Here is a 19,633-nt window from a genome sequence, read left to right as displayed (position 1 = left end):
ACAGCAAGGCCGGAACCTGACTATCAGGTTCCGGCCTTGTTTATTAAATGTCTCCGGCGGCCCTGCCGGGAGCCTCAACCCCTTTAAAAGGATTTGAGAAAACCAAACTTTTCCAATAAGGCTTCGCCACGTTGAATGGCAGACCGCATTAAAATTATATCGCTGCAAGGCTACGTCGAACAATACAGACGGGTTAAATTTCTAAAAACAACTCAGATATGTTTGGCCCAGTCCAGCACGAACCTTTGCGCCGCCAAGGCATCCGCGGAGGTCCAGAAACCTATATGGGACGCCTCCTCTATCCACAGAAGTTGCGATCCCGGAACCTCTTTGTGCGCATATTCTGCATCGCGTGGAGGAACATCGTTATCCTGCCGACCATGCACGATGAGAAACGGGCATTGCACGGAAGACAGGGGAAGTCTTTCAATCGCCGCTCCCATGGTTATATCGTTTTTCGCACCGACCTTGCGTTCTCCGAACCGACTGCACATGGTTTCCATCATAGCACTCACAAAAGCGAATTTATTTTCATCGCCCATTATCTCCTTGACCCGCAATCCTATGGCATGACCGTCCAGCGTGCTTTCAGTCTGCAGAAACTCCTTTATTACCTGAGCCGGAAAATGCTTGAAAAAAAAGCCCATGAGCCATTGTCCCGGACTGCTCAGGTATACCCACTCCTCCAGATGGCTTATTTCGGCAACCTTTGTGTAGTGCATAGAGATGGCATCAATGGATAACAATCCCCTGACCCGGTCAGGATGCCTGATTGCCAATTGACTTGCCGCCGGACCACCACCGGAAACTCCGACCGAAATTACATCCTCGATGTTCAGAGCCTCAAGCAAGGCATACATGAAATCACCCTGTTCTTCGGCTGTCCGGCCCAGTTCAACTGAAGAGCCAAGATATCCGGGTCTTGAAGGGGCTATGACCCTGAAACCGCTTTTACGAAAAAGTTCCCCGATAACAAGACCCTGATCATATCCGCCCGGTCCGCCGTGAGAAACCAGAACCACCGGCCCCTCTCCTCTTTCGGAATATTCTACCGAGCCGATTGCAGTCTCCGCTGTAACAGGAGGCTCCGCAAGGCATGAACTCAAATCTTCAGGGGTTACCCGCAATTTCTGGTCAAGGATTTCGGCTAGTTCACTTGAAGACAACACCGTCATACCCAACCTCCCGGTTTATGATTTATTTTGCTGTTTTCCCGTCCGGCGTAACCGCATCGGGGTTTACAACCACACAGACAGAACTTACCATTCTCAGGAACAAAGAGTAATGGATTAGACTGTGCGGAAAACACGGACAGGACCTTTTGAAGCCTGCGGGCTTCTGTCATTACTCATATGAAACAAAACCATACTACACCCTATGCTTTTCAGAAACAAAATTAATACACAGGCCGTTGCAGGCCTCATTATCTTCTTCGTAATGCTCTGCCTTACCCCGCAAGCCATGGCGTCCTCCATCTTCGGTGATTTCACGGTGCGGGATGAAATTGAACTGGGTAAGGAATTCGATAAGATGGTTCACCAGCGGATGCCTCTGGTTCTTGATCCGCAGATAACCGACTACGTCAAGAAACTGGTCGCAAGGGTTGCCCACCAGATGCCTCCGCAGCCTTTTCCCATAACCGCGGCAGTCATCCAAAACAATTCCATGAACGCCTTCGCCGTTCCCGGTGGATACATTTACATCTACACCGGGCTCATCCTGAATCTGAAACACGAATCGGAACTGGCCGCTGTTATCGGCCACGAACTTGCCCACGTATCGCTGCGCCACGTTGCCCGGCGCATGGAGCAGATGAAACTGATCAATATCGCCAGTGCTCTGGGAACCCTGGCAGGCATGCTCATCGGCATGTCCGGGGGAGAGAATGCAGGCAATCTGGGAACCGCACTGGCTGTCGGTTCCATGGGCGGAGCCCAGAGTGCGTATCTGTCCTACACTCAGGCAAACGAACGCGAGGCCGACCATCTCGGCATGAACTACCTCATCGCGGCAGGCTTCAACCCCGAAGGTATGGTGGACAGCTTCAAGATTATGAAACAAAGGCAGTGGTACGTCAGCAACAACAACATACCCACCTATCTTTCCACTCACCCCGGACTTGATACCCGTATAGACTATCTGAAAGAACGATTTCAGCGCATGCCGCCGGAGTATTTCAAACGCCGCGATGATGATGCACAATTTCTCAAGACCCAGACCCTTATCAGGGCACGTATGACAGATGCTGAAGTCGCGCTGGCATACTACAAAAACATACCTGCAGAAAAACGTACCTGTCTGGACAATCTCGGTATGGGAATTGTCCTGTCGCGCATGAAGAAAAATCAGGACGCTGCAAAATACTTTGAAAAAGCTCACAACCAATGTCCCGGTGATACTCTGATCCTGAGGGAAGAAGGAAGATTCTACTTCACCATAGGCAATATGGACAAAGCTTCCCCGCTGCTGCGTGAAGCCTATCTGCGCGATCCGCGGGACGCCATGACCCTGTTTTTTCTGGCCAGAATCGAAGGAGTGCGCAAAAACTACAAGCAGGCCATACTGACCATGCGTAAGGTGGCCGAGATGGTCCCCCACGATCAGGAAATACACTACCACCTCGGGCGCATGCTAGGAGAATCCGGAAACTATTTCGAAGCACACGTGCAGCTGGCCTATGCGGACCTGTACGGGAACAATCCCAAACAGGCAAAATTTCACCTTCAAAAGGCCGAAGGACTGGCCCGCACAGCAGAGCAGAAAGAAATTCTGGTCAAACTGCAAAAGGCCGTAAATCCGGACCAGGACAAGGGTCCCGGCAACGCTCCGGGGTAATGGATTCATCTCCGTTAATTAAATCGGAACACTCACCCGCTTACCGGCATCAGCCCATCTTACATGCTTGTAGTTTGTAAAAACATGAGCTAGTGTACTCCTTTTCCGGTATGCAAAACAGTTCGGTTCCGATCTGTCCGTCAAACAACCGCAAAGTGAGAAACTCCGGCCTTCCGGCCAAGGTTGCGCCCCGACACAGCACAGATTACCGAAATACGATGGATCAACACTTTCAGTTGAAAGAACGAAAATACCTCCACTAATGATCATCTCAAGAAAAATAGAAGAAATACCCCGGCCTGAGAACGGCACATGCGTCACCATAGGAAATTTCGACGGCGTCCACAAAGGACACCAAAAGCTGATCTGCAGCACCTGCCAGAAAGCCAAGGCCAACGGGCTGCAAAGTGTTGTAGTAACTTTTGACCCGCACCCTCTGCGGGTTCTGGTCAACAGCAAAACCCCTCCGTTCATAACCCTTACTTCCCAGAAACTGGAGCTTATCGCCCAGCATGGCCCGGATATTATTCTGGCCCTGAACTTCACCAGGGAAATTGCGGCACTCTCCCCCGATGAATTCATAAAACGGTTTCTTATCGATCCGCTGAATATGAAGGAAATGGTGGTGGGTTACGATTACGCCATGGGAAAAGGACGCAGCGGAAACTACGCGGTTCTGGCTGAACTCGGGAAGAAATACGGATACGGCGTGGAGCGCCTTGATCCGGTCATCATCGAGGACGCAGTAGTAAGCTCATCCAGAATCAGGGATCTGGTGCAGGAAGGCAATGTCTGGGATGTCCGCCCCCTGCTGGGCAGATTCTACCAGGTACGCGGAGAGGTTGTGCACGGCATGAACCGGGGCGGGCGTCTGCTCGGATTCCCGACCGCAAATATCAAGCTTGAAGACGAACTTTTCCCCCAGAAGGGAGTCTACGCCATACGGGTCGAAGTGGACGGCAAGGTCCTGCCCGGCGTGGCCAATATCGGCAAGAACCCCACTTTCGGAAACGAAGCCCTTTCAGTAGAAGCCCATATTCTGGACTTTTCCCACGATATATACGGCAAGCAGATCAGGGTTCACTTCATCCAGCGCATCCGCGCGGAACGCAAGTTCAGCGGGCTGGACGAACTAAAAGAACGCATAAAAATTGATATTCAGCTTGCCAGGTCAATACTGTCCTATCCTGAGTCACAAGTGCGCCCAGGTCTGCACCTGTCGGAATCAGGAACCGGAGCCTGTCAATGAGTCCTTTGTTAAAGCTTAAAATGTGGACCGAACTGGTCCGCTCATACCGTAACATCAGTGCCTTCAGATGGCTCCTCCTGGGAGTTCTGGTCGGTGCTCTTTCCGGTATCATCGCAGTGGCCTTCTTCGCTGCTGTGGAATTCGGCAAATATATTTTTCTCAACCAGCTTGCGGGACTTTCCCTGCCCGCCCCGGAAGGGGAGGAGCTTTTTCACGGAGTTCCCGGACCGCTGCGCGAATGGACCATCCCCATCTGCACCACCGCCGTCGGCCTGATAACCGGCTGGCTGGTCAACCGCTATATTCCAGAAACCGTTTCCGGCGGAACAGACGGAACCGACTCCACCATAAAATGCTTTCATCAGGGCGGCGGACTTATGCGCCCGCTCATCCCCATAATCAAGGGGATCACCTCCGTGTTCACCATCGCCACAGGCGGCAGCGCAGGGCGCGAAGGCCCTATCACCCAGATGGGTGCTGGAATCGGTTCATGGATGGCCCAGAAGCTCAAGCTTTCCACCAAGGAACGGCGCATAATGCTTCTGGCCGGAGCAGCGGGCGGACTCGGAGCCATTTTCAGAGCCCCACTCGGCGGAGCACTGACCGCCATTGAAGTTATTTACCGCGAAGACTTTGAATCCGAAGCGATTCTGCCCTCGGTCATCTCTTCCGTTGTATCATACTCGCTGTTCACTCTCTTTTACGGTTCCGAACCTATTTTCGGTATTCCGCGCTTCGTGTTTCACGATCCCAGAGAACTGATCTTCTACATCGTGCTTGCACTGGTCTGCACTTTGTCCGGCTGGCTGTACATCCGCACGTTCAGATTCATCAAATATTCGGTTTTCTTCACGATCAAGGACAAACTCGGCCTCATGTGGGCAACAGGAATCGGCGGTATGGTCATGGGAGTGATGGGAATGTTCTTCCCCCAACTCCTTACCGGAGGATACGGATGGCTTGAAATGGCCATCATGGGCCAGCTGCCGCTGATGATGATGGTTGCCATCGTAATCGGCAAGACCATTGCCACCTCCACCACCATCGGCTCCGGAATGTCGGGTGGTATGTTCGCCCCGGCTCTTTTTGTAGGCGGAATGAGCGGAGGCATAGTCGGACAGCTCGCAGGACAGTACTACCCGGACATTGTCACCCAGCCCGGCGGATACGTACTGGTAGGCATGGCCGCATTTTTCGCAGGAGTTGCCAAGGCCCCGATCGGACCGCTCATCATGGTCTGCGAACTCACTCAGGGTTACGGCCTGCTGGCGCCGCTGATGCTGGCCTCGGCACTCTGCATTGTGCTTGGCAGAAGTTTCTCTCTTTACGAGCATCAGGTTGAAAGCAAGTTCGAATCACCTGCTCACATCGAGGACAAGACAATCAACATCCTCGAAGGCCTGCAGGTTGAAACCCACTACAAGCCCGGCCGCGTAACCACCCTCGAAGAAGGGACAACCCTCAAGGCTCTGACCGACATCATTGCCAATACCAATGAGTTATACTTTCCGGTCAAAAACTATGAGGGCGTAATCACCGGCATATTGACCATTCAGAACGTCAGGAACCACCTTTTCAACCCGGATCTGTTCGACCTGATCCTCACCAAGGATCTGGCCACCAAACCGGCCACCCTGCGCCGTGACGATGACCTTTACACCGCCCTGCTCAAATTCGTAGATACAGACTACGGGCAGATACCTGTTGTCAGCGATGACGACCCGAACAGAATAATCGGAATCCTGAACAGGGAAAACGTTTTCCGGGCCTACGCAAAGTCCATCAAGGAACTCCGGGAGACTGCCGCGTAAATCCGGCACAATTTCAGATTACCAACAAAAATACGCCCTCCCGGATCAATTGATCGGGAGGGCGTTTCCCATTTCTCATCAAACAGATATCCGTTTCCCCCTTGCCATCTCCCTCACAGGACTTATGTTCAGGGCAATTTGTTTTTTTCCTCATGGATTCAGTAAGGAACCATCCCTCCGGCACCTGGGAAAAAGCAGCACAGTCAATCAGCGCGCAGCGCATCATATGGAAATAGATGAATCAGGAGAAGAAAATGGAACTCAGAGGAACAACCATTCTGGCCGTCAAAGATGATAACGGCACCGCCATGATCGGCGACGGACAGGTCACCATGGGCCAGGCCGTTGTGATGAAGCATTCCGCCGTAAAGGTGCGCACACTGTACCACGACAAGGTCATGGCCGGGTTTGCCGGAGCCACTGCAGATGCTTTCACGCTGTTTGAACGGTTTGAGAAGAAACTCCAGACCTACGCCGGAAATCTCGTCCGCTCCGCAGTTGAAATGGCCACCGACTGGCGCACCGACAAATACCTGCGCAAGCTCGAAGCAATGATAATGGTGGCAGACGCCGAACACATACTGATCATAAGCGGAAACGGCGATGTGATAGAACCTGACGACGGTGTGGCTGCCATCGGTTCAGGCGGATCCTACGCCCTTTCCGCCGCCCGTGCGCTTATGCGCAACACGGATATGCCTGCCAGTGAAATAGCCAGTAAATCCATGGAAATTGCCAGCGAAATATGTGTTTATACCAACAGCAACTTCGTTCTTAAAACCCTTGAAAAATAACTCCGCAAAGGCCGCACAATGAGCAATCTTACCCCCAGAGAAATCGTATCGGAACTGGACAAATACATCATCGGTCAGGCCGATGCAAAACGCATGGTCGCAATAGCCATGCGCAACCGCTGGCGCAGACAGCAGCTCCCGCCCGAACTCCGTGATGAAATCGCCCCGAAAAACATTATCATGATGGGCCCCACCGGCGTTGGCAAGACGGAGATAGCCCGGCGCCTCGCCAAACTTTCGGGATGCCCTTTCTTCAAGGTGGAAGCTACCAAATTCACAGAGGTCGGCTATGTGGGCCGCGATGTTGAATCCATGGTCCGCGACCTCATGGAGATCGGAGTGAATCTCGTCCGCAAGGAAGAGATGGACAAGGTCAAAGTCAAAGCGGAAAAGAATGCGGAAGAAGCCCTGCTGGACCTGCTGCTGCCCTCTTCGAAAAATCCGAACCAGGGTATGGGTTTCTTCGGCTCCTCCAACCAGCCGCAAGAAGAAAAACCAGCCATTGACAATTCGTCCACTCGCGAAAAATTCCGCAAAATGTGGCGTGACGGAAAGCTGGATGACCGCGAAGTCGATATCGAAGTCACCGTTCAGGGCGGCGGCGTTGAAATAATGTCCATGCCCGGTATGGAAGACATGGGCATGCAGGTTTCCGATATGATCGGAAAAATGTTTCCCGGCAAAAAGAAAACCCGCAAAGTCCACCTGCGCGAAGCATATGAAATCCTCATCCAGCAGGAATCGGACAAACTCATCGATATGGATAATGTCGCTGAACTCGCCCGTGAACGTGTAGAACAGACCGGAATCCTTTTCCTCGACGAAATAGACAAGATCGCCGGAAAACAGGAAGGCGGAAGCTCCACAGACGTCTCCCGCGAGGGCGTGCAGCGCGACCTGCTTCCTGTTGTGGAAGGCTGCGTGGTCAACACCAAGTACGGCATGGTCAAGACAGACCACATCCTTTTCATCTCCGCAGGGGCATTCCACTACTCCAAGCCTTCGGACCTCATTCCCGAACTCCAGGGCCGCTTCCCGCTGCGCGTTGAACTCTCCTCTCTGGATAAGGATGACTTCTACCGAATCCTCACCGAACCGCAGAATGCCCTGACTGTACAGTACAAGGCCCTGCTTGAGACCGAAAAGCTGACGATCGACTTCAGCCGTGAGGCATTGGAAGAAGTAGCCGGCAACGCACAAAAGATAAATGATGAAACCGAAAACATCGGTGCCAGACGCCTCTACACCATCATGGAAAGGATTCTGTCCGACCTCTCTTTCGAGGCTCCGGACCGCTCCGGTGAAACGATTCTCATTGACCGCGAATACGTAAAGGAAAAACTCACCGACGTGGTGGAAGACCGCGACCTTTCCAGATACATTCTTTAGTCCGCCCGGGCGTCAGAACTCTTCAAGCGGGAGATTCTTATGAATCTCCCGCTTTTTCAATCGATTATCGAGTACGCCCATTTTTGAAATTATGCTGGACAGACCAACCTGCGGCAGCTTAAGTTCGAAAATAACGCAGCACCGGAAAAGAACTTTGGAATAAAATGGACACCACACCTTCATCAATGCCCAGAATCAGAGGCACTTTCTCAACAAAAATAGTTCAGGAGATCGGGACGGGGACAACCAAACGCAAGGTGATCCAGTCCTTTCTCTACTTTGCTGAAGAAAACGAGAAAGGCGAGATAGAACTGCGTGCTCTTAACGAGAACGATGTTCCGTCCGGGGAAGTCCAGATTATCACCAAAGAAGAACTTCTGGAATCATTCACGCCCGAACTTGAACTTTATATAACCAAAGTATTTCCGGCCATAAAAGAACTCAACAAGACCCTTGCAAAAGCAGACCGCCAGCGCCAGCTGGGGAACACATTCACTGCTGAAATGGAATACGGCAAGGCGCTCAATATTGACGAGGAAAACATAAGGGCCAACTTCGGCATCGGGCTTTGCTACCTCTCAAGGCAGGAAGACGAAAAGGCCACGGATATTTTCAAGCGGCTGGTAAAACTTGATGCCGCCTTTGAGAAGCAGCACAAGCACCTGTTTAATGATTTCGGCATCTCGCTGCGCAAAAACAGAATGTTTGAAGAAGCTGTAGAGTTCTACAGCAGAGCGATCGGCCTTACGGATAATGACGACAACCTTTTTTTCAACATTGCCCGCAGCCTATACGAAGAAGGCAAACGCAAAGACGCGATGAAATACGTAGACAAATGTCTGGCCCTGAACCCGGAGTCCACACCGGCCCGTAAGTTGAAAAAACATCTTGAGAAGAAAATCAACGTCTGAACCGAAGATCGGACCAAATTCCCATGGCAGCCGACTGCTCCGCACAAATCAAGTGCTGCTGCCTTAAGACGCACTGAATTTTATTCCTCTTTTTCCTTCCGGCGAAGGAAACCGGGGACTTTTTTTCCTCCCTTGTTCTTAACTTTTCATTACATTTCCTTGAGATAAGCTTACTGTAACTTTAGGCACGACCTTTGCTTACATTGAACTGAGCGGATTTTAATTCCCGCTATACGGTCAGCATGATCCTCGTAAATATGAGTCAACTTCAGGATCATTCAAGGAGTTTCCCATGGCTTTCAGTTCAATGTACACCGGCGCGGCAGGCCTAAAGGCGCACGGAACGCTGATGCAGCAGATCAGCGCCAACCTCGCCAATGTGAGCACCACTGCCTACAAAAGCGGCGATACCTTTCTGGAAACCCTGAACAGCCAGAGCAAGGTCGGATCCATTTCCGGAGTAGTGGCTGCCGGGGGATCCAATACGGTTGGCCAGATCGGACATGGCGCCAGAGTTTCAGCCACAAGGATAAATTTCGAAGAAGGGTCTTTCGAGAAGACCAGCAGCAGTACTGACCTCGCCATCGGCGGTCAGGGATTCTTCCGTGTCGCAACTCCGGCAGGCAATAAGGACCTATACACCCGCGCCGGTAATTTCATATTCGATAAAAACGGACAACTCGTGGATGCCCACGGCAATATACTCCAGGGATATCCTATCGATAACGACGGAAACATCGGGACCACATCCGGAAACATCGCCCTGCCGATGAAGACTGAAAAGAATGCTTCCGGGCAGGATGTACTGGTGGTCAAGTCGGACCCGAAGGCCACAACGGATGTTTCAATCAGAACAAACCTTGATTCCGGGTCAGTGGACAATTCCGAGACTGAAGGCTCCCCGTTCTTCTCGCTCATGCAGGCATGGGACGGTACAAGCGATGTCCCGCTTGATTCAGAGCAGTACGCATACAACACATCCATAAAAGTGTATGACAAGAACGGGAATACCCACGATCTGGTGGTTTATTATGACAAGGTCGTCAACGATGGTGATCCTTCCGACAAGATGTACTGGGAATATATTGTAACAGTTCCTCCGGGAAGCGACGGTCGTGCGGCGACAGAAGCCACCTCAGCGGCCGGCCTGCTCATGACCGGAACGCTCACCTTTTCCGGGGACGGCACTCTGCTCAACCAGAGCGCATACACCCTTGCGGACGGTGCATCCGACCCCAAGGACCTCAACAACTGGACCACAGCGGCCATGAACAGCAACGGGTTGCCGATCATGAACGCCACATTCAAGGGTATCGACGGAGAGACCAGCGAACAGACCCTCTCCCTGAACATGGGCATCCAGTCCTCAACCGATACGTGGACACTTCCGGGAACCACTGCAGCCAGCGTGGGCAGTAACGCCTCCAATCTGGCCGTGATGGACAGCGGAAGGATCAATGCGCTCAGTACCACCGCCTACTATGGTTCTTCATCCACCATAAGCCAGTCGCAGAACGGATTCGGCGAAGGCTATCTGCAGAATGTGGATTTCGATTCCGACGGCATTATGACCGCGCATTTCTCCAATGGACTCAGTCAGGGACTGTATCAGGTCAACCTTTACAATTTCAAAAGCGAATTCGGGCTCAGACGAGAAGGCTCCAACTATTTCAGCTCAACCCCGGCATCAGGGGAGGCCATAGAAGGAGTCGGCGGAAAGAACGGCATGGGTTCAGTGGTAGGCAGCAATCTTGAAACATCCAATGTGGATCTTGCAGAAGAATTTGCTCATATGATACTGACTCAGCGCGGATATCAGGCCAACTCAAAGACAATCACCACTACCGACCAGTTGATCAACACAACTCTCGGAGTTAAGAAGTAACCGTGCCGGCAGGCTGGGCCCCGCTTAAGAAAACTTTATTATACTGCACACATGAAAAACTGCTTAGACCCGATTTGAGTCTAAGCAGTTTTCGCATTCAAGAAACAGGCTGAATTCTATCCGCAGCCTGCTCCAAACCTCAGTTGCTGCATGGACATTGTGAGAAATCAAAAAAATCAGTTATCGTCCATTTCCCGCGATTCTTTCTCCGAATTACGGCGGATGATATCTTCCAGACCTTCGCGAGATTTCTTCCTGACCATATGAAAAACAGCAAAAATAATCACCAGCATTACAATGGCAGCTTCAACACCTTCTCCGGTCACGGATTCCTCCTTGGTTGAACCGTTGGAACAGAATTAGTGGGAATGCCCGGACACTCCTTCACCCTTAATCAAAGCCGTTACCTTGGGAACTACTATCAAGGCAAGCAGAATGAGTACGCAAAGTGTATAGAGTATACCATGTTCATCCGCTGCATTGCCCTGCACCCATCCGGTTATGCCCAGTCCGAGCAGGTGGTAAAGCCAGTTGACCAACACTCCTAAGAACAGGGAACACCCTATTATTGCTCCTAAATATATGAATGCGGATCTCTTTCCAAGCAGCCGGGCCACAACCGTGAAAGAAGCTGCGTTGGTTGCAGGTCCGGCCAGCAGGAAAACCAGAGCGGCACCGGGAGACAGTCCCTTGAGAGCCAGAGCAGCGGCTATCGGAGTGGAAGCGGTGGCGCAGACATAAAGCGGAACCGAGGCGACAAGCATGATCACCATGGAAAAAATTCCGTCACCCAGATTATTCTCGATAAACCCGTCCGGAATCAGATAGCTGAACGCACCGGCCAAAATAACTCCCCCCAGAAACCATAAACCGATATCCTGAAGTAAATCCCCGAAGGAATACTTCATACCTGCAATCAGTCTGGACAGGATATTTCCGTCTGGCTTCCCGGAATTTCCGGAGCAACCGCATCCTGAGCATGAGCAGCCGCTTTCAATCGGGTCATCACCCGCACCTGTTTCCGAACATGATCCGGAGCATTCTCCCCCGTGATCATGACCATGATCGTGGCCGATATGTCCGCCATCAAAATTGTGCAGCACCGGTGCTGGAATAAGCGGCTTGGTGCTTTCAGCACCATTCTTCTCATTCCTGTCCACCAGTATTCCGGCCACCACTGCCGTAAAAAAAGCTGCAAAGGGGCGAATAACCGCCATGACCGGATCAAGCAGAGCATAGGTCACGGCAATGGAATCCACACCCGTTTCCGGAGTTGAGATAAGGAAGGATGTGGTGGCACCCTTGCCTGCTCCCTGTTGGCGCAGCTGTGCTGCGGCGGGAATTACTCCGCAGCTGCAAAGGGGGATGGGTACGCCGAGAATAGACGCTTTCAGCACGTCTGAGGTATTACCTGACCCGAGGTTCCTGCTGATGAATTCCGGGCCCACAAATGTCTTGAGCAGCCCGGCTATAATAAAACCGAAAAGCATGAAAGGAGCCGACTGCAGCAGCACCTCCCAGGACTCGCCGGCTATTCCTGTCAGAATATCCATACTTAATCTTCCTTTTCCGGCGGACAACCCGATCCCTGCATGTGATCAAGTGCCGTCCGCATTATGGTTTCAACATGACTGTCGCTGAGGCGGTATATGGCCCTGCGGCCGGACTTTTCATACCGGACCATTCTTGCGGTCCGCAGCAGTCTTAGCTGGTGGGAGACTGCCGAGTGGCTCATGCCGAGAATCTCGGCCAGATCGCATACACACAACTCTCTTATGGAAAGCGCGTGTAATATGGTTATCCGCACCGGATCACCCATCAGCTTGAATACAGCCGCAAGTTCCTCCAGCATCTCTTTCGGGCAGCATTCTTTCCTTACCGCCCCGACAGAATCAAAATCGGGATTGTGCCCGTCACAACAGGCTGCCTCAACAGTCATACCGACCTCACATGTTTATATATGAACAACTGTTCATATATTAAACTGAAGAATGAGGAAGTCAAGCCCCTTCAGACTGGGGAAAACCGACCGTTGCGAAAATGCAAATAAATAATTCCGTGACAGTACTCTTTTATTTTAACTAAAGTGAGTTGGTATAAAAAAGATCACGCACTGTGTGGTCAGCGTATAGGGAGATATTTTTTTGGAAGACAGAAAAAAGGCTGTAATAATAGCTTCAGACCTGATTGATCTTGCCCCGGTGCTCATGAAATCACTCTGGAAGGATCTGGATAAAATGAAACTTTCACTTCTGGAGGATGATTTTACCGAGGTCCGGGAATGCGCTCATTCATCACGCGGGGCGGCTTTGACCTTCGGCTATACGCAGTATGCTGAAAAAATGATTCTGGTCCGCAATGCTACGGAGCAGAAAGACGCAAAAGAATTGCAAAAGATATGTGCGGAATTGGAAGAAATGTTAAATGAGGTTGTTTTTCAGACAGACTGATTTTCGCACAGCCTGACTATACGACTTGATCTTCCCGGCATACGCCAACCGGCTAATCACAGCCTTCTTTTTTCATCTCGGAGAACAGGCTGATCAGAAATTTTCTGGTGCGTGCAGATATACCCGGACACCCGCTTTCCCGTGGACCGGCAACGTTAAGCACTCTTATTTTCGCGGCCCCTATCCAGGCCGCTACGGTTTCAGCGGCACACCCGGAATCAGGATCAACAACTGCTACCGGCCTTCCGTGCTGCTTAGCCAGCCGTATAGTAAGTTCCGTTCCCTTTGATTTGCAGTTTCCGGGAAAAACCAGTGTTCCATCTGAATCCAAAACATTCTGCCCGGTGCGCTTCCAGTAGTGGGGATCGTCCATTTCCTGCATATTGTAGCAGGCAGGGATAACTCCGTCCTCGGCCTTCCTTCCGGCCGGGCACCAGCCACGATGCGGAATACCCAAGGCTATGGCCGCGTCCAGAGCTCCGCGATCCACACCGGTCTGCCCGCCGGAAACTATGGTAAACCCTTCCGGAAGCAGGGTGTCGGCCTGTGCGAACACTCGTTCACGGCAGTCCTGCGTTGACCCGCAATTGGGACACCGTACAACATCCATGCTGGAAATAAGTGCCGGAATCACTTCAAAAGTATCAAGCGGTCCGGTCCACATGCATTTTTCACAGGACCTGAATCTACCGACTCCGTATCTGGCTGCGTCTTCCATGAGAAGAACTTCTATCAGTTTTCTGGTAAAATAACAATCTGTACATCAGGAGTTTGTGACAACCGGTTCAGGTCCAGCCCGGAACTGAGTTCCGCAGTAATGAAAATTGTGCCCTTGAAACCGGAAGAAACCCTGGTCCACAATTCCGCAGGCGGACAATAATTGATCTTGCCCGGACATATGACCAGCAGGCTTTCCACCGGATTTGTCTCCTCCTGTCCAAGAACCATGCAGGGATCACTCATAATAAGATCTTCCTGCAGAAGGCCGTGAATCGTTTCCACCAGCCTCTTCTCGTCGATGGGCTTTATCAGCGCGGCATCTCCACCGGCTTTCTGGCCCTCCGCTAGAGCACTGATCACAATTACCGGAATGTGGCGGGTGGAAGGATCGCTGCGCAGTGCTCTGATGGCCTGATCCCCGTTCATGATCGGCATTTTCAGGTCCATGGTTATCAGCTGCGGCATGCGGAGTTTGGCCGTCTCAACGGCTTCCTGTCCGTCCAGAACAGTGAGAACTCTATATCCTTCTTCCTCCAGCACCTGGGAAAGAAACTCGTTAAGAGCAGGATCATCATCAGCGACCATGATAAGGGGGCTGTCGGGACTGCCGGGCTTAGAAATGCTGCGATCCTGCCGGGCTACAGCAACCTGAGCCGGAGCCGGTTCACCGGGGGAATCCGCAGCCAGAGTGAAATGAAAGGAACTGCCCTCACCAAGCTTACTGTCCACCCAGATACGCCCCATATGGTGCTCAACGATCTGTTTGCAGATCGGCAGCCCCAGTCCGGTTCCCTTGGGCTTTCCGGTAAGAGTATCCCCCGCCTGTTTAAAACGTTCGAATATTTTCTTCTGGTCCTCGGGAGAAATACCGGACCCGGTATCACTTACGCTGATCAGGACTTCATTTTCATGGGCCCTCGCAGTGCAGGTGATGGTTCCCGATTCCGTAAATTTTACTGCGTTGGAAATAAGGTTGACCAGCACCTGCAGAATTCTGTCCCTGTCGCCGCTGATTGTCGGAAAACCTTCCTCCATATCAACAGCCATTTCAATTCCCTTGGGCTGCCATAGCGGTGTTGTGGTCTGTATAGATGTTGCTATGAGTTCGCCCATTTCGACCGGTCCTTTCTTCCAGTCTATTTTGCCGGACTCCATCTTGGCGATATCAAGCACATCGTTGATAAGATCGGTCAGCCGCTGGCCTTCGGAAACAATTATCCCGATATTGTCACGAACCTGATCTACGGCCCGCCGGGTCTTCTGGTCCGGGGCTTCGCAAAGGGGGAAAACATTTTTTTCAAGTTTTTTTCTGATGATCTTGGCAAACCCAAGAATGGAGGTCATCGGGGTCCGCAACTCGTGTGAAACAGTGGAAATAAAATCCGTCTTGAGATTATCCACTTCCTTTTCATAAGTTATGTCGCGCACAAGAATTACAGCCCCAAGACATATATTGAAGCTGTCTTCGGACTCCCATTTGTGGATGGGTGTTGCCACGGCCTTTACCGTGCGGCGCCCCTGCAAAGCAATTTCGGATGAGTATATCTCATGCTCGCAGCTGCGCACCAGCCTGTACAGATCATTCATTTCCTCGGAAAAGAAATTCTTTATATCCTTCCCCTTGAGCTCCTGTCCGGACAGACCGAACAGGTCCGACAAAGCCGGGTTGGTAAGAGTGATCCTGCCCTTGGCATCGACAACCAGCAATCCGTCAGCCAGATTATCGATAATAACTTCCATATAGGTAAGCGTGTCCTGCAATTCTCCGGTAGCATTGCTCACAGCGCGCTCAAGACCGGCAATAAGGGTGGTCAGTTCTTCGGCCATGTTCTTCATGGTTCCGGCCAGCAGCCCGATTTCATCATTTGAGGAAATCTCTATATCGGCAGTGAAATCGTGGGCAGAAAGCTTCTTTGCGTACTCGGTCAGATCGTAGAGCGGTTCGGATATTTTCTTGACCATCAGGTAAAGGATGAAAACACTGCCCCAGAAAATGAAAAACATCACCACCTGTAATTTGGCAATTGCTATCCAGACATACTTGTTGATTATATCCTTATCCATTCCCACATGAACGTAGCCGGCCATCCCGGCAAGTATGGGTTTGGTGATATCGATTACACTTCCGAATCCCGGAATCTCAAGCTGCCTTATGGCCGTGTCCTCGGGATGGATATTTCCGGTTTCCAGAATTGCAGGCACACGGGGCACAAAGGTATGACAGATGATATCTCCGTTGGAATCCTGAACGTACACATAGGCAGCCCCATCACTGTCCCTGAACTGATCGATCATGGCCTGCAGAGTTGAGGAATCCCGGTTCAGGAGAATCTCAACGCTGGAACTGGCGATACTTCCGGCAATAGCCTTTCCCTTGCTGATGTATTCGTCAACCATGTGGTTGTACAGGGTAAGTGCCGACATAAGCGACATGGAACACGAAATGACCCCGAACAAAATAAAGTTCAGAAGCATGGTTTTCTGAAAAATCTTGGACATGCGCATTTTGATCGTCATTTGCTCCACCTGCTCCAGTCACTCATGGGGACGAATTTACCGTCCGAGACTGTCATGTAGTAGACTTCGTCAAGTCCCTGATGCTTTCCCCGTCCGAAACTGACTTCAGTGCCAACACCTATATCCAGCTTGCGTACCGACAGAGTGGCCGCATAAATATTGCCGTTGTACTGGTGCAGACACAGTCTTTTCAGGATTTCGGTCATAACCTTGGCGTTCAAAAATCCTTCAAAGCTGATAAAACTGAATTTGAGCGGATCGTAATCTTTTCCAAATCCCTCAGGGGGCGCAGGCGGATTCTCGGTCATTGCCTTACGATACTCCACAACGGCAGGCAGGGTTGTGTCCTCGTAGCTGGGAACTGTCTGGGTGTTGATCAGATTTCCGGTATAGCTATGCCCGGTCTTTTTTTCTTCGCGCAGCAGCAGCTTGAGCATATTCTCACTGCCTACAAAAGAAAGGTTGCAGATGGGCACATCAAGACCCTTGTCCCGTGCATCCCGGATAAACGCAGCACAGGCTTCATAGGCACCGATGGCTATAATCGCGTCCGGCTGCGCCGTGGCAAGAATCTCGACCTGTTCCTTCATGGAATCGGCAAAAGACGTTCCGCGCCTGTATGTTGCCTCACCGGCCAGCTTCAGCCCCTTTTCGGAAAGAGCCTTGCGCACACCGTCCCAGCCGCTGCGGCCGTACGCGTCCGCCTGATACAGAACGGCAATGCGGTTACGCCCGACCATGTACAGGTTATGGACAAGCCCCCATGTTTCCTGACGATAGGAAGCACGCAGGTTGAAAACGAATTCCTCATAGGGAAACTCGCGCTGAGGCTGCGCCCCGGTAAACGGGAAGTACAGGCAGACTGATTTTCTGGAATTGAAATGCTTGATGACCGGGAGGACGCGGGTGACTGTGGGAGTACCCACGTAATTGAACAGACAGGTTACGTCATCCTGTTCAACCAGTTTTATGGTGTTGCGGATGGCCGGAAGCGGGTTGTACCCGTCATCATAATACTGAATAATTATCTTATGGCCGTTGACCCCGCCCTGAGCATTGATCTTATCGAAATATGCCTGCGATCCCCGGTAGAGCTCTATTCCCAGTCCCTTGCTCGGCCCGGTAAACGCGGCGGACATGCCCAGTATGAAATTTTTACTGTTTTCAGCCTGTGCAGGCAGGCAGAGCTGAAGAAAAAAAAGACACATCCAGGCCAGAATATTCAGACGAACCAGATACATACCGGAAACCCCGGGGGTTTGCAGCCGAAAATGACGGTCTCCCCGGATGAATGGGGCTGAAAAACCCCGTCCGCCGGCAAATATCCGGTATCTTCCCGGCTAGTTCAAATTACTCCGAGGAATCTTGCAGAACCTCGGCGATACCGGGCGGTCAAGATCAATGGAGTCCGCCCCGCTTTCTATTTCCGAAATATTTTCAATGAACAGGCTGACCAGGTCCTTATCCAGCTTACCTTCATCCGCTTCCCATGATAAAATTTCAAGGGCCTTGGATTGCGGGGTGGCAGGTTTATAGTGTCTTTCCTGCGTAATGGCATCGTAGATGTCGACGATTGCCAGAATGCGGCTCTGGATCAGTATTTCATCACCTTTTATTCCACGGGGATATCCCGACCCGTCCAACCTCTCATGATGCTGTCCGATAATGGTCAGCAATTGCGAAAGATCGTCCTGAAAGGGAATGTGCTCCAGTATGCGCTGGCTTTCTTCCGGATGCCGTTCTATCTCCATCCGCTCTTCGGAAGTCAGGTTGCCCTTTTTAACCAGCAGGCATTTGCGTTCATCCGGCTGAATCATATGCACTGTAGAGCCGTTTACCTTGAATTCCAGATTGCTCATATGGTCCACGAATTCAAGATCATCCTGGGCCGGACAGAGAGATATATTGATTTTTTTGATCCTCTTGTAATTCTCTTCCCATTCCTGCTTGTGGTGGATTCCGAAAAGTTTCAAGCGCATTCCGATTACATCAAGCATTGATTTCGGCAGTCTGGTTTTCTTGGTAAGAACCTCTTCCTTGATTCCGATCTTGCCGATGTCGTGAAGGATGCCGGAGTAAAAAATTTCGCGCAGCTGTTCATCGCTGAAGGTTACACCTGCAAACGGACCGTTGCTCATGGAAACCTGACTGGCAAACGATACAGCCAGATGGGCAACCCTGTCCGAATGACCGGCCGTAAAAGGGTCTCTGGCATCAATAGCCTCGGCCAGGGCCTTGAGCAGCGCATCCATCAGAACCCTGATTGATTCGAAATTATACGCATTGCTGATGGAAATTCCGGCGACGGATGCCAGAGTGGAAACATGCTTGAGATGGGCTGCATTGAAAGCGTTTACACACGGAGAAAGCAGGATGAGAACTCCCTCGCAGACGCTTGGAGAGGGAATGGGCATTATGAGCAGGGAGCGGACATTCTCCGGCAGTCCATAACCGCAACGGGAGTCCTGAGTCACATCGTTAATTATCTCCCCGCGCAGGCTGGATATGACATCTTCAAACAGAGAATTCTTGACCAGCAGCTTGAACAGCCCTTCTTCAAAAAAACCGAAGCTGTCAAATACGCTGAACCCGCCTTCCTCAGGCAGATAGATTACACCCATTTCCGCAGGCAGAGACGAATTGCGGCATTCGTTGGAAAGGGCCCGGATAACATCTTTCAGGCGCAGGGAATTGTTCAGTTCCACAATGGAACGGTGCAGCAGCGCCAGCTCCCTGTACTTGGCAAGAGTCTCCTCGCCGATGCGTTTGCGCGCTGATTCGGACTCTATATAATTGGAGATAGAAAAGGCCAGCATTTCCAGAACAGCCTTGAAACGCTCGGCTTCTGCAGCGGATATTTCATCCGGCTCGTCAACATAGACCCCGATGGACATATCCTCGTCTGAGGGGTTCTTTACCGGCACAAGGATCTGTGCCGAAACTTTTTCACTGTGCGGACCGAAGCTGAACAGAAGCTGTGCGTCTATATAGACGCACAAAACCGCACCCGCTGGCAGCAGCGGCGCGGCTTTTTGGAAAAAACCCTTCAGCTTCTTGGGTTTTATTATTTTT

Annotated in this window: 16 protein-coding genes; 8 read left to right on the top strand and 8 right to left on the bottom strand. The window is 51.4% G+C overall.

Going from position 1 to position 19,633, the window contains the following annotated elements:
* Positions 1–212: 212 nt before the first annotated feature.
* Entirely contained in the window at positions 213–1,175 is a 963-nt protein-coding gene (locus ACKU4E_RS00550; protein ID WP_320169143.1) for an alpha/beta hydrolase, read from the bottom strand.
* A 202-nt stretch (positions 1,176–1,377) separates the two neighbouring features.
* Between ACKU4E_RS00550 and ACKU4E_RS00545 the strand changes: the two genes are divergently transcribed.
* The 7 genes from ACKU4E_RS00545 (at position 1,378) to ACKU4E_RS00515 (ending at position 10,874) form a co-directional block, all read left to right on the top strand.
* Entirely contained in the window at positions 1,378–2,835 is a 1,458-nt protein-coding gene (locus ACKU4E_RS00545) for a M48 family metalloprotease (RefSeq protein WP_320169142.1), read from the top strand.
* A gap of 262 nt (positions 2,836–3,097) precedes the next feature.
* On the top strand, positions 3,098–4,084 hold the full coding sequence (locus ACKU4E_RS00540; protein ID WP_320169141.1) for a bifunctional riboflavin kinase/FAD synthetase: 987 nt from the start codon (positions 3,098–3,100) through the stop codon (positions 4,082–4,084).
* Positions 4,081–5,895 (top strand): chloride channel protein, encoded by a 1,815-nt coding sequence (locus tag ACKU4E_RS00535; RefSeq protein ID WP_320169140.1) that lies wholly within the window; start codon positions 4,081–4,083, stop codon positions 5,893–5,895. Before ACKU4E_RS00540 ends, ACKU4E_RS00535 begins: the two co-directional genes overlap by 4 nt.
* Positions 5,896–6,149: 254 nt before the next feature.
* Positions 6,150–6,689: an ATP-dependent protease subunit HslV gene (gene hslV, locus ACKU4E_RS00530; protein WP_320169139.1), complete on the top strand. Its 540-nt coding sequence runs from the start codon at positions 6,150–6,152 to the stop codon at positions 6,687–6,689.
* Between the two features lie 18 nt (positions 6,690–6,707).
* Positions 6,708–8,078, top strand: a complete 1,371-nt coding sequence (hslU, locus tag ACKU4E_RS00525; protein ID WP_320169138.1) for an ATP-dependent protease ATPase subunit HslU — start codon at positions 6,708–6,710, stop codon at positions 8,076–8,078.
* Positions 8,079–8,263: 185 nt separating this feature from the next.
* A complete protein-coding gene (locus ACKU4E_RS00520) occupies positions 8,264–8,989 on the top strand; it encodes a tetratricopeptide repeat protein (protein WP_320169137.1) in 726 nt (241 codons plus the stop codon).
* A gap of 292 nt (positions 8,990–9,281) precedes the next feature.
* The gene (locus ACKU4E_RS00515; RefSeq protein WP_320169136.1) at positions 9,282–10,874 is read left to right on the top strand and encodes a flagellar hook-basal body complex protein; all 1,593 of its coding nucleotides are present in this window, start codon (positions 9,282–9,284) and stop codon (positions 10,872–10,874) included.
* 176 nt (positions 10,875–11,050) lie between these two features.
* On the opposite strand, the gene ACKU4E_RS00510 is transcribed toward ACKU4E_RS00515, so the two are convergent.
* From ACKU4E_RS00510 to ACKU4E_RS00500, 3 genes are read right to left on the bottom strand one after another with little or no spacing between them, the layout of a single operon-like run.
* On the bottom strand, positions 11,051–11,200 hold the full coding sequence (locus ACKU4E_RS00510) for a hypothetical protein (protein WP_320169135.1): 150 nt from the start codon (positions 11,198–11,200) through the stop codon (positions 11,051–11,053).
* A gap of 33 nt (positions 11,201–11,233) precedes the next feature.
* Entirely contained in the window at positions 11,234–12,427 is a 1,194-nt protein-coding gene (locus ACKU4E_RS00505) for an SO_0444 family Cu/Zn efflux transporter (protein WP_320169134.1), read from the bottom strand.
* A 2-nt stretch (positions 12,428–12,429) separates the two neighbouring features.
* Positions 12,430–12,813, bottom strand: a complete 384-nt coding sequence (locus ACKU4E_RS00500) for a metalloregulator ArsR/SmtB family transcription factor (RefSeq protein ID WP_320169133.1) — start codon at positions 12,811–12,813, stop codon at positions 12,430–12,432.
* A 205-nt stretch (positions 12,814–13,018) separates the two neighbouring features.
* Between ACKU4E_RS00500 and ACKU4E_RS00495 the strand changes: the two genes are divergently transcribed.
* Positions 13,019–13,324, top strand: coding sequence for an Hpt domain-containing protein (locus ACKU4E_RS00495; RefSeq protein ID WP_320169132.1), 306 nt, complete (start codon positions 13,019–13,021; stop codon positions 13,322–13,324).
* A 52-nt stretch (positions 13,325–13,376) separates the two neighbouring features.
* Here ACKU4E_RS00495 and ACKU4E_RS00490 read toward each other — a convergent pair whose 3' ends face one another.
* The 4 genes from ACKU4E_RS00490 to ACKU4E_RS00475 form a co-directional block, all read right to left on the bottom strand.
* Positions 13,377–14,042, bottom strand: coding sequence for a putative molybdenum carrier protein (locus ACKU4E_RS00490; protein ID WP_320169131.1), 666 nt, complete (start codon positions 14,040–14,042; stop codon positions 13,377–13,379).
* Positions 14,043–14,056: 14 nt separating this feature from the next.
* Entirely contained in the window at positions 14,057–16,561 is a 2,505-nt protein-coding gene (locus tag ACKU4E_RS00485) for an ATP-binding protein (RefSeq protein ID WP_320169130.1), read from the bottom strand.
* A complete protein-coding gene (locus ACKU4E_RS00480) occupies positions 16,558–17,802 on the bottom strand; it encodes an ABC transporter substrate-binding protein (protein ID WP_320169129.1) in 1,245 nt (414 codons plus the stop codon). Before ACKU4E_RS00480 ends, ACKU4E_RS00485 begins: the two co-directional genes overlap by 4 nt.
* A gap of 99 nt (positions 17,803–17,901) precedes the next feature.
* Positions 17,902–19,560 carry an HD domain-containing phosphohydrolase gene (locus ACKU4E_RS00475; RefSeq protein ID WP_320169128.1) on the bottom strand — a complete coding sequence of 553 codons (1,659 nt, stop codon included), beginning with the start codon at positions 19,558–19,560 and terminating at the stop codon, positions 17,902–17,904.
* Positions 19,561–19,633 lie beyond the last annotated feature (73 nt).

It is taken from the genome of Maridesulfovibrio sp. (assembly GCF_963677005.1).
In the GTDB taxonomy this organism is placed as follows: Bacteria; Desulfobacterota; Desulfovibrionia; order Desulfovibrionales; family Desulfovibrionaceae; genus Maridesulfovibrio.
Note: the sequence above shows the minus strand (reverse complement) of the source record. Positions and strands in the feature narration are given on the sequence as shown.

What these genes read in the sequence shown, in the direction of transcription:
- hslU (WP_320169138.1), top strand. Translation starts at nt 6,708, where the DNA reads ATGAGCAATCTTACCCCCAGAGAAATCGTATCGGAACTGGACAAATAC.
- hslV (WP_320169139.1), top strand. Translation starts at nt 6,150, where the DNA reads ATGGAACTCAGAGGAACAACCATTCTGGCCGTCAAAGATGATAACGGC.
- ACKU4E_RS00480 (WP_320169129.1), bottom strand. Translation starts at nt 17,802, where the DNA reads ATGTATCTGGTTCGTCTGAATATTCTGGCCTGGATGTGTCTTTTTTTT.
- ACKU4E_RS00550 (WP_320169143.1), bottom strand. Translation starts at nt 1,175, where the DNA reads ATGACGGTGTTGTCTTCAAGTGAACTAGCCGAAATCCTTGACCAGAAA.
- ACKU4E_RS00505 (WP_320169134.1), bottom strand. Translation starts at nt 12,427, where the DNA reads ATGGATATTCTGACAGGAATAGCCGGCGAGTCCTGGGAGGTGCTGCTG.
- ACKU4E_RS00520 (WP_320169137.1), top strand. Translation starts at nt 8,264, where the DNA reads ATGCCCAGAATCAGAGGCACTTTCTCAACAAAAATAGTTCAGGAGATC.
- ACKU4E_RS00515 (WP_320169136.1), top strand. Translation starts at nt 9,282, where the DNA reads ATGGCTTTCAGTTCAATGTACACCGGCGCGGCAGGCCTAAAGGCGCAC.
- ACKU4E_RS00485 (WP_320169130.1), bottom strand. Translation starts at nt 16,561, where the DNA reads ATGACGATCAAAATGCGCATGTCCAAGATTTTTCAGAAAACCATGCTT.
- ACKU4E_RS00535 (WP_320169140.1), top strand. Translation starts at nt 4,081, where the DNA reads ATGAGTCCTTTGTTAAAGCTTAAAATGTGGACCGAACTGGTCCGCTCA.
- ACKU4E_RS00490 (WP_320169131.1), bottom strand. Translation starts at nt 14,042, where the DNA reads ATGGAAGACGCAGCCAGATACGGAGTCGGTAGATTCAGGTCCTGTGAA.
- ACKU4E_RS00545 (WP_320169142.1), top strand. Translation starts at nt 1,378, where the DNA reads ATGCTTTTCAGAAACAAAATTAATACACAGGCCGTTGCAGGCCTCATT.
- ACKU4E_RS00500 (WP_320169133.1), bottom strand. Translation starts at nt 12,813, where the DNA reads ATGACTGTTGAGGCAGCCTGTTGTGACGGGCACAATCCCGATTTTGAT.
- ACKU4E_RS00540 (WP_320169141.1), top strand. Translation starts at nt 3,098, where the DNA reads ATGATCATCTCAAGAAAAATAGAAGAAATACCCCGGCCTGAGAACGGC.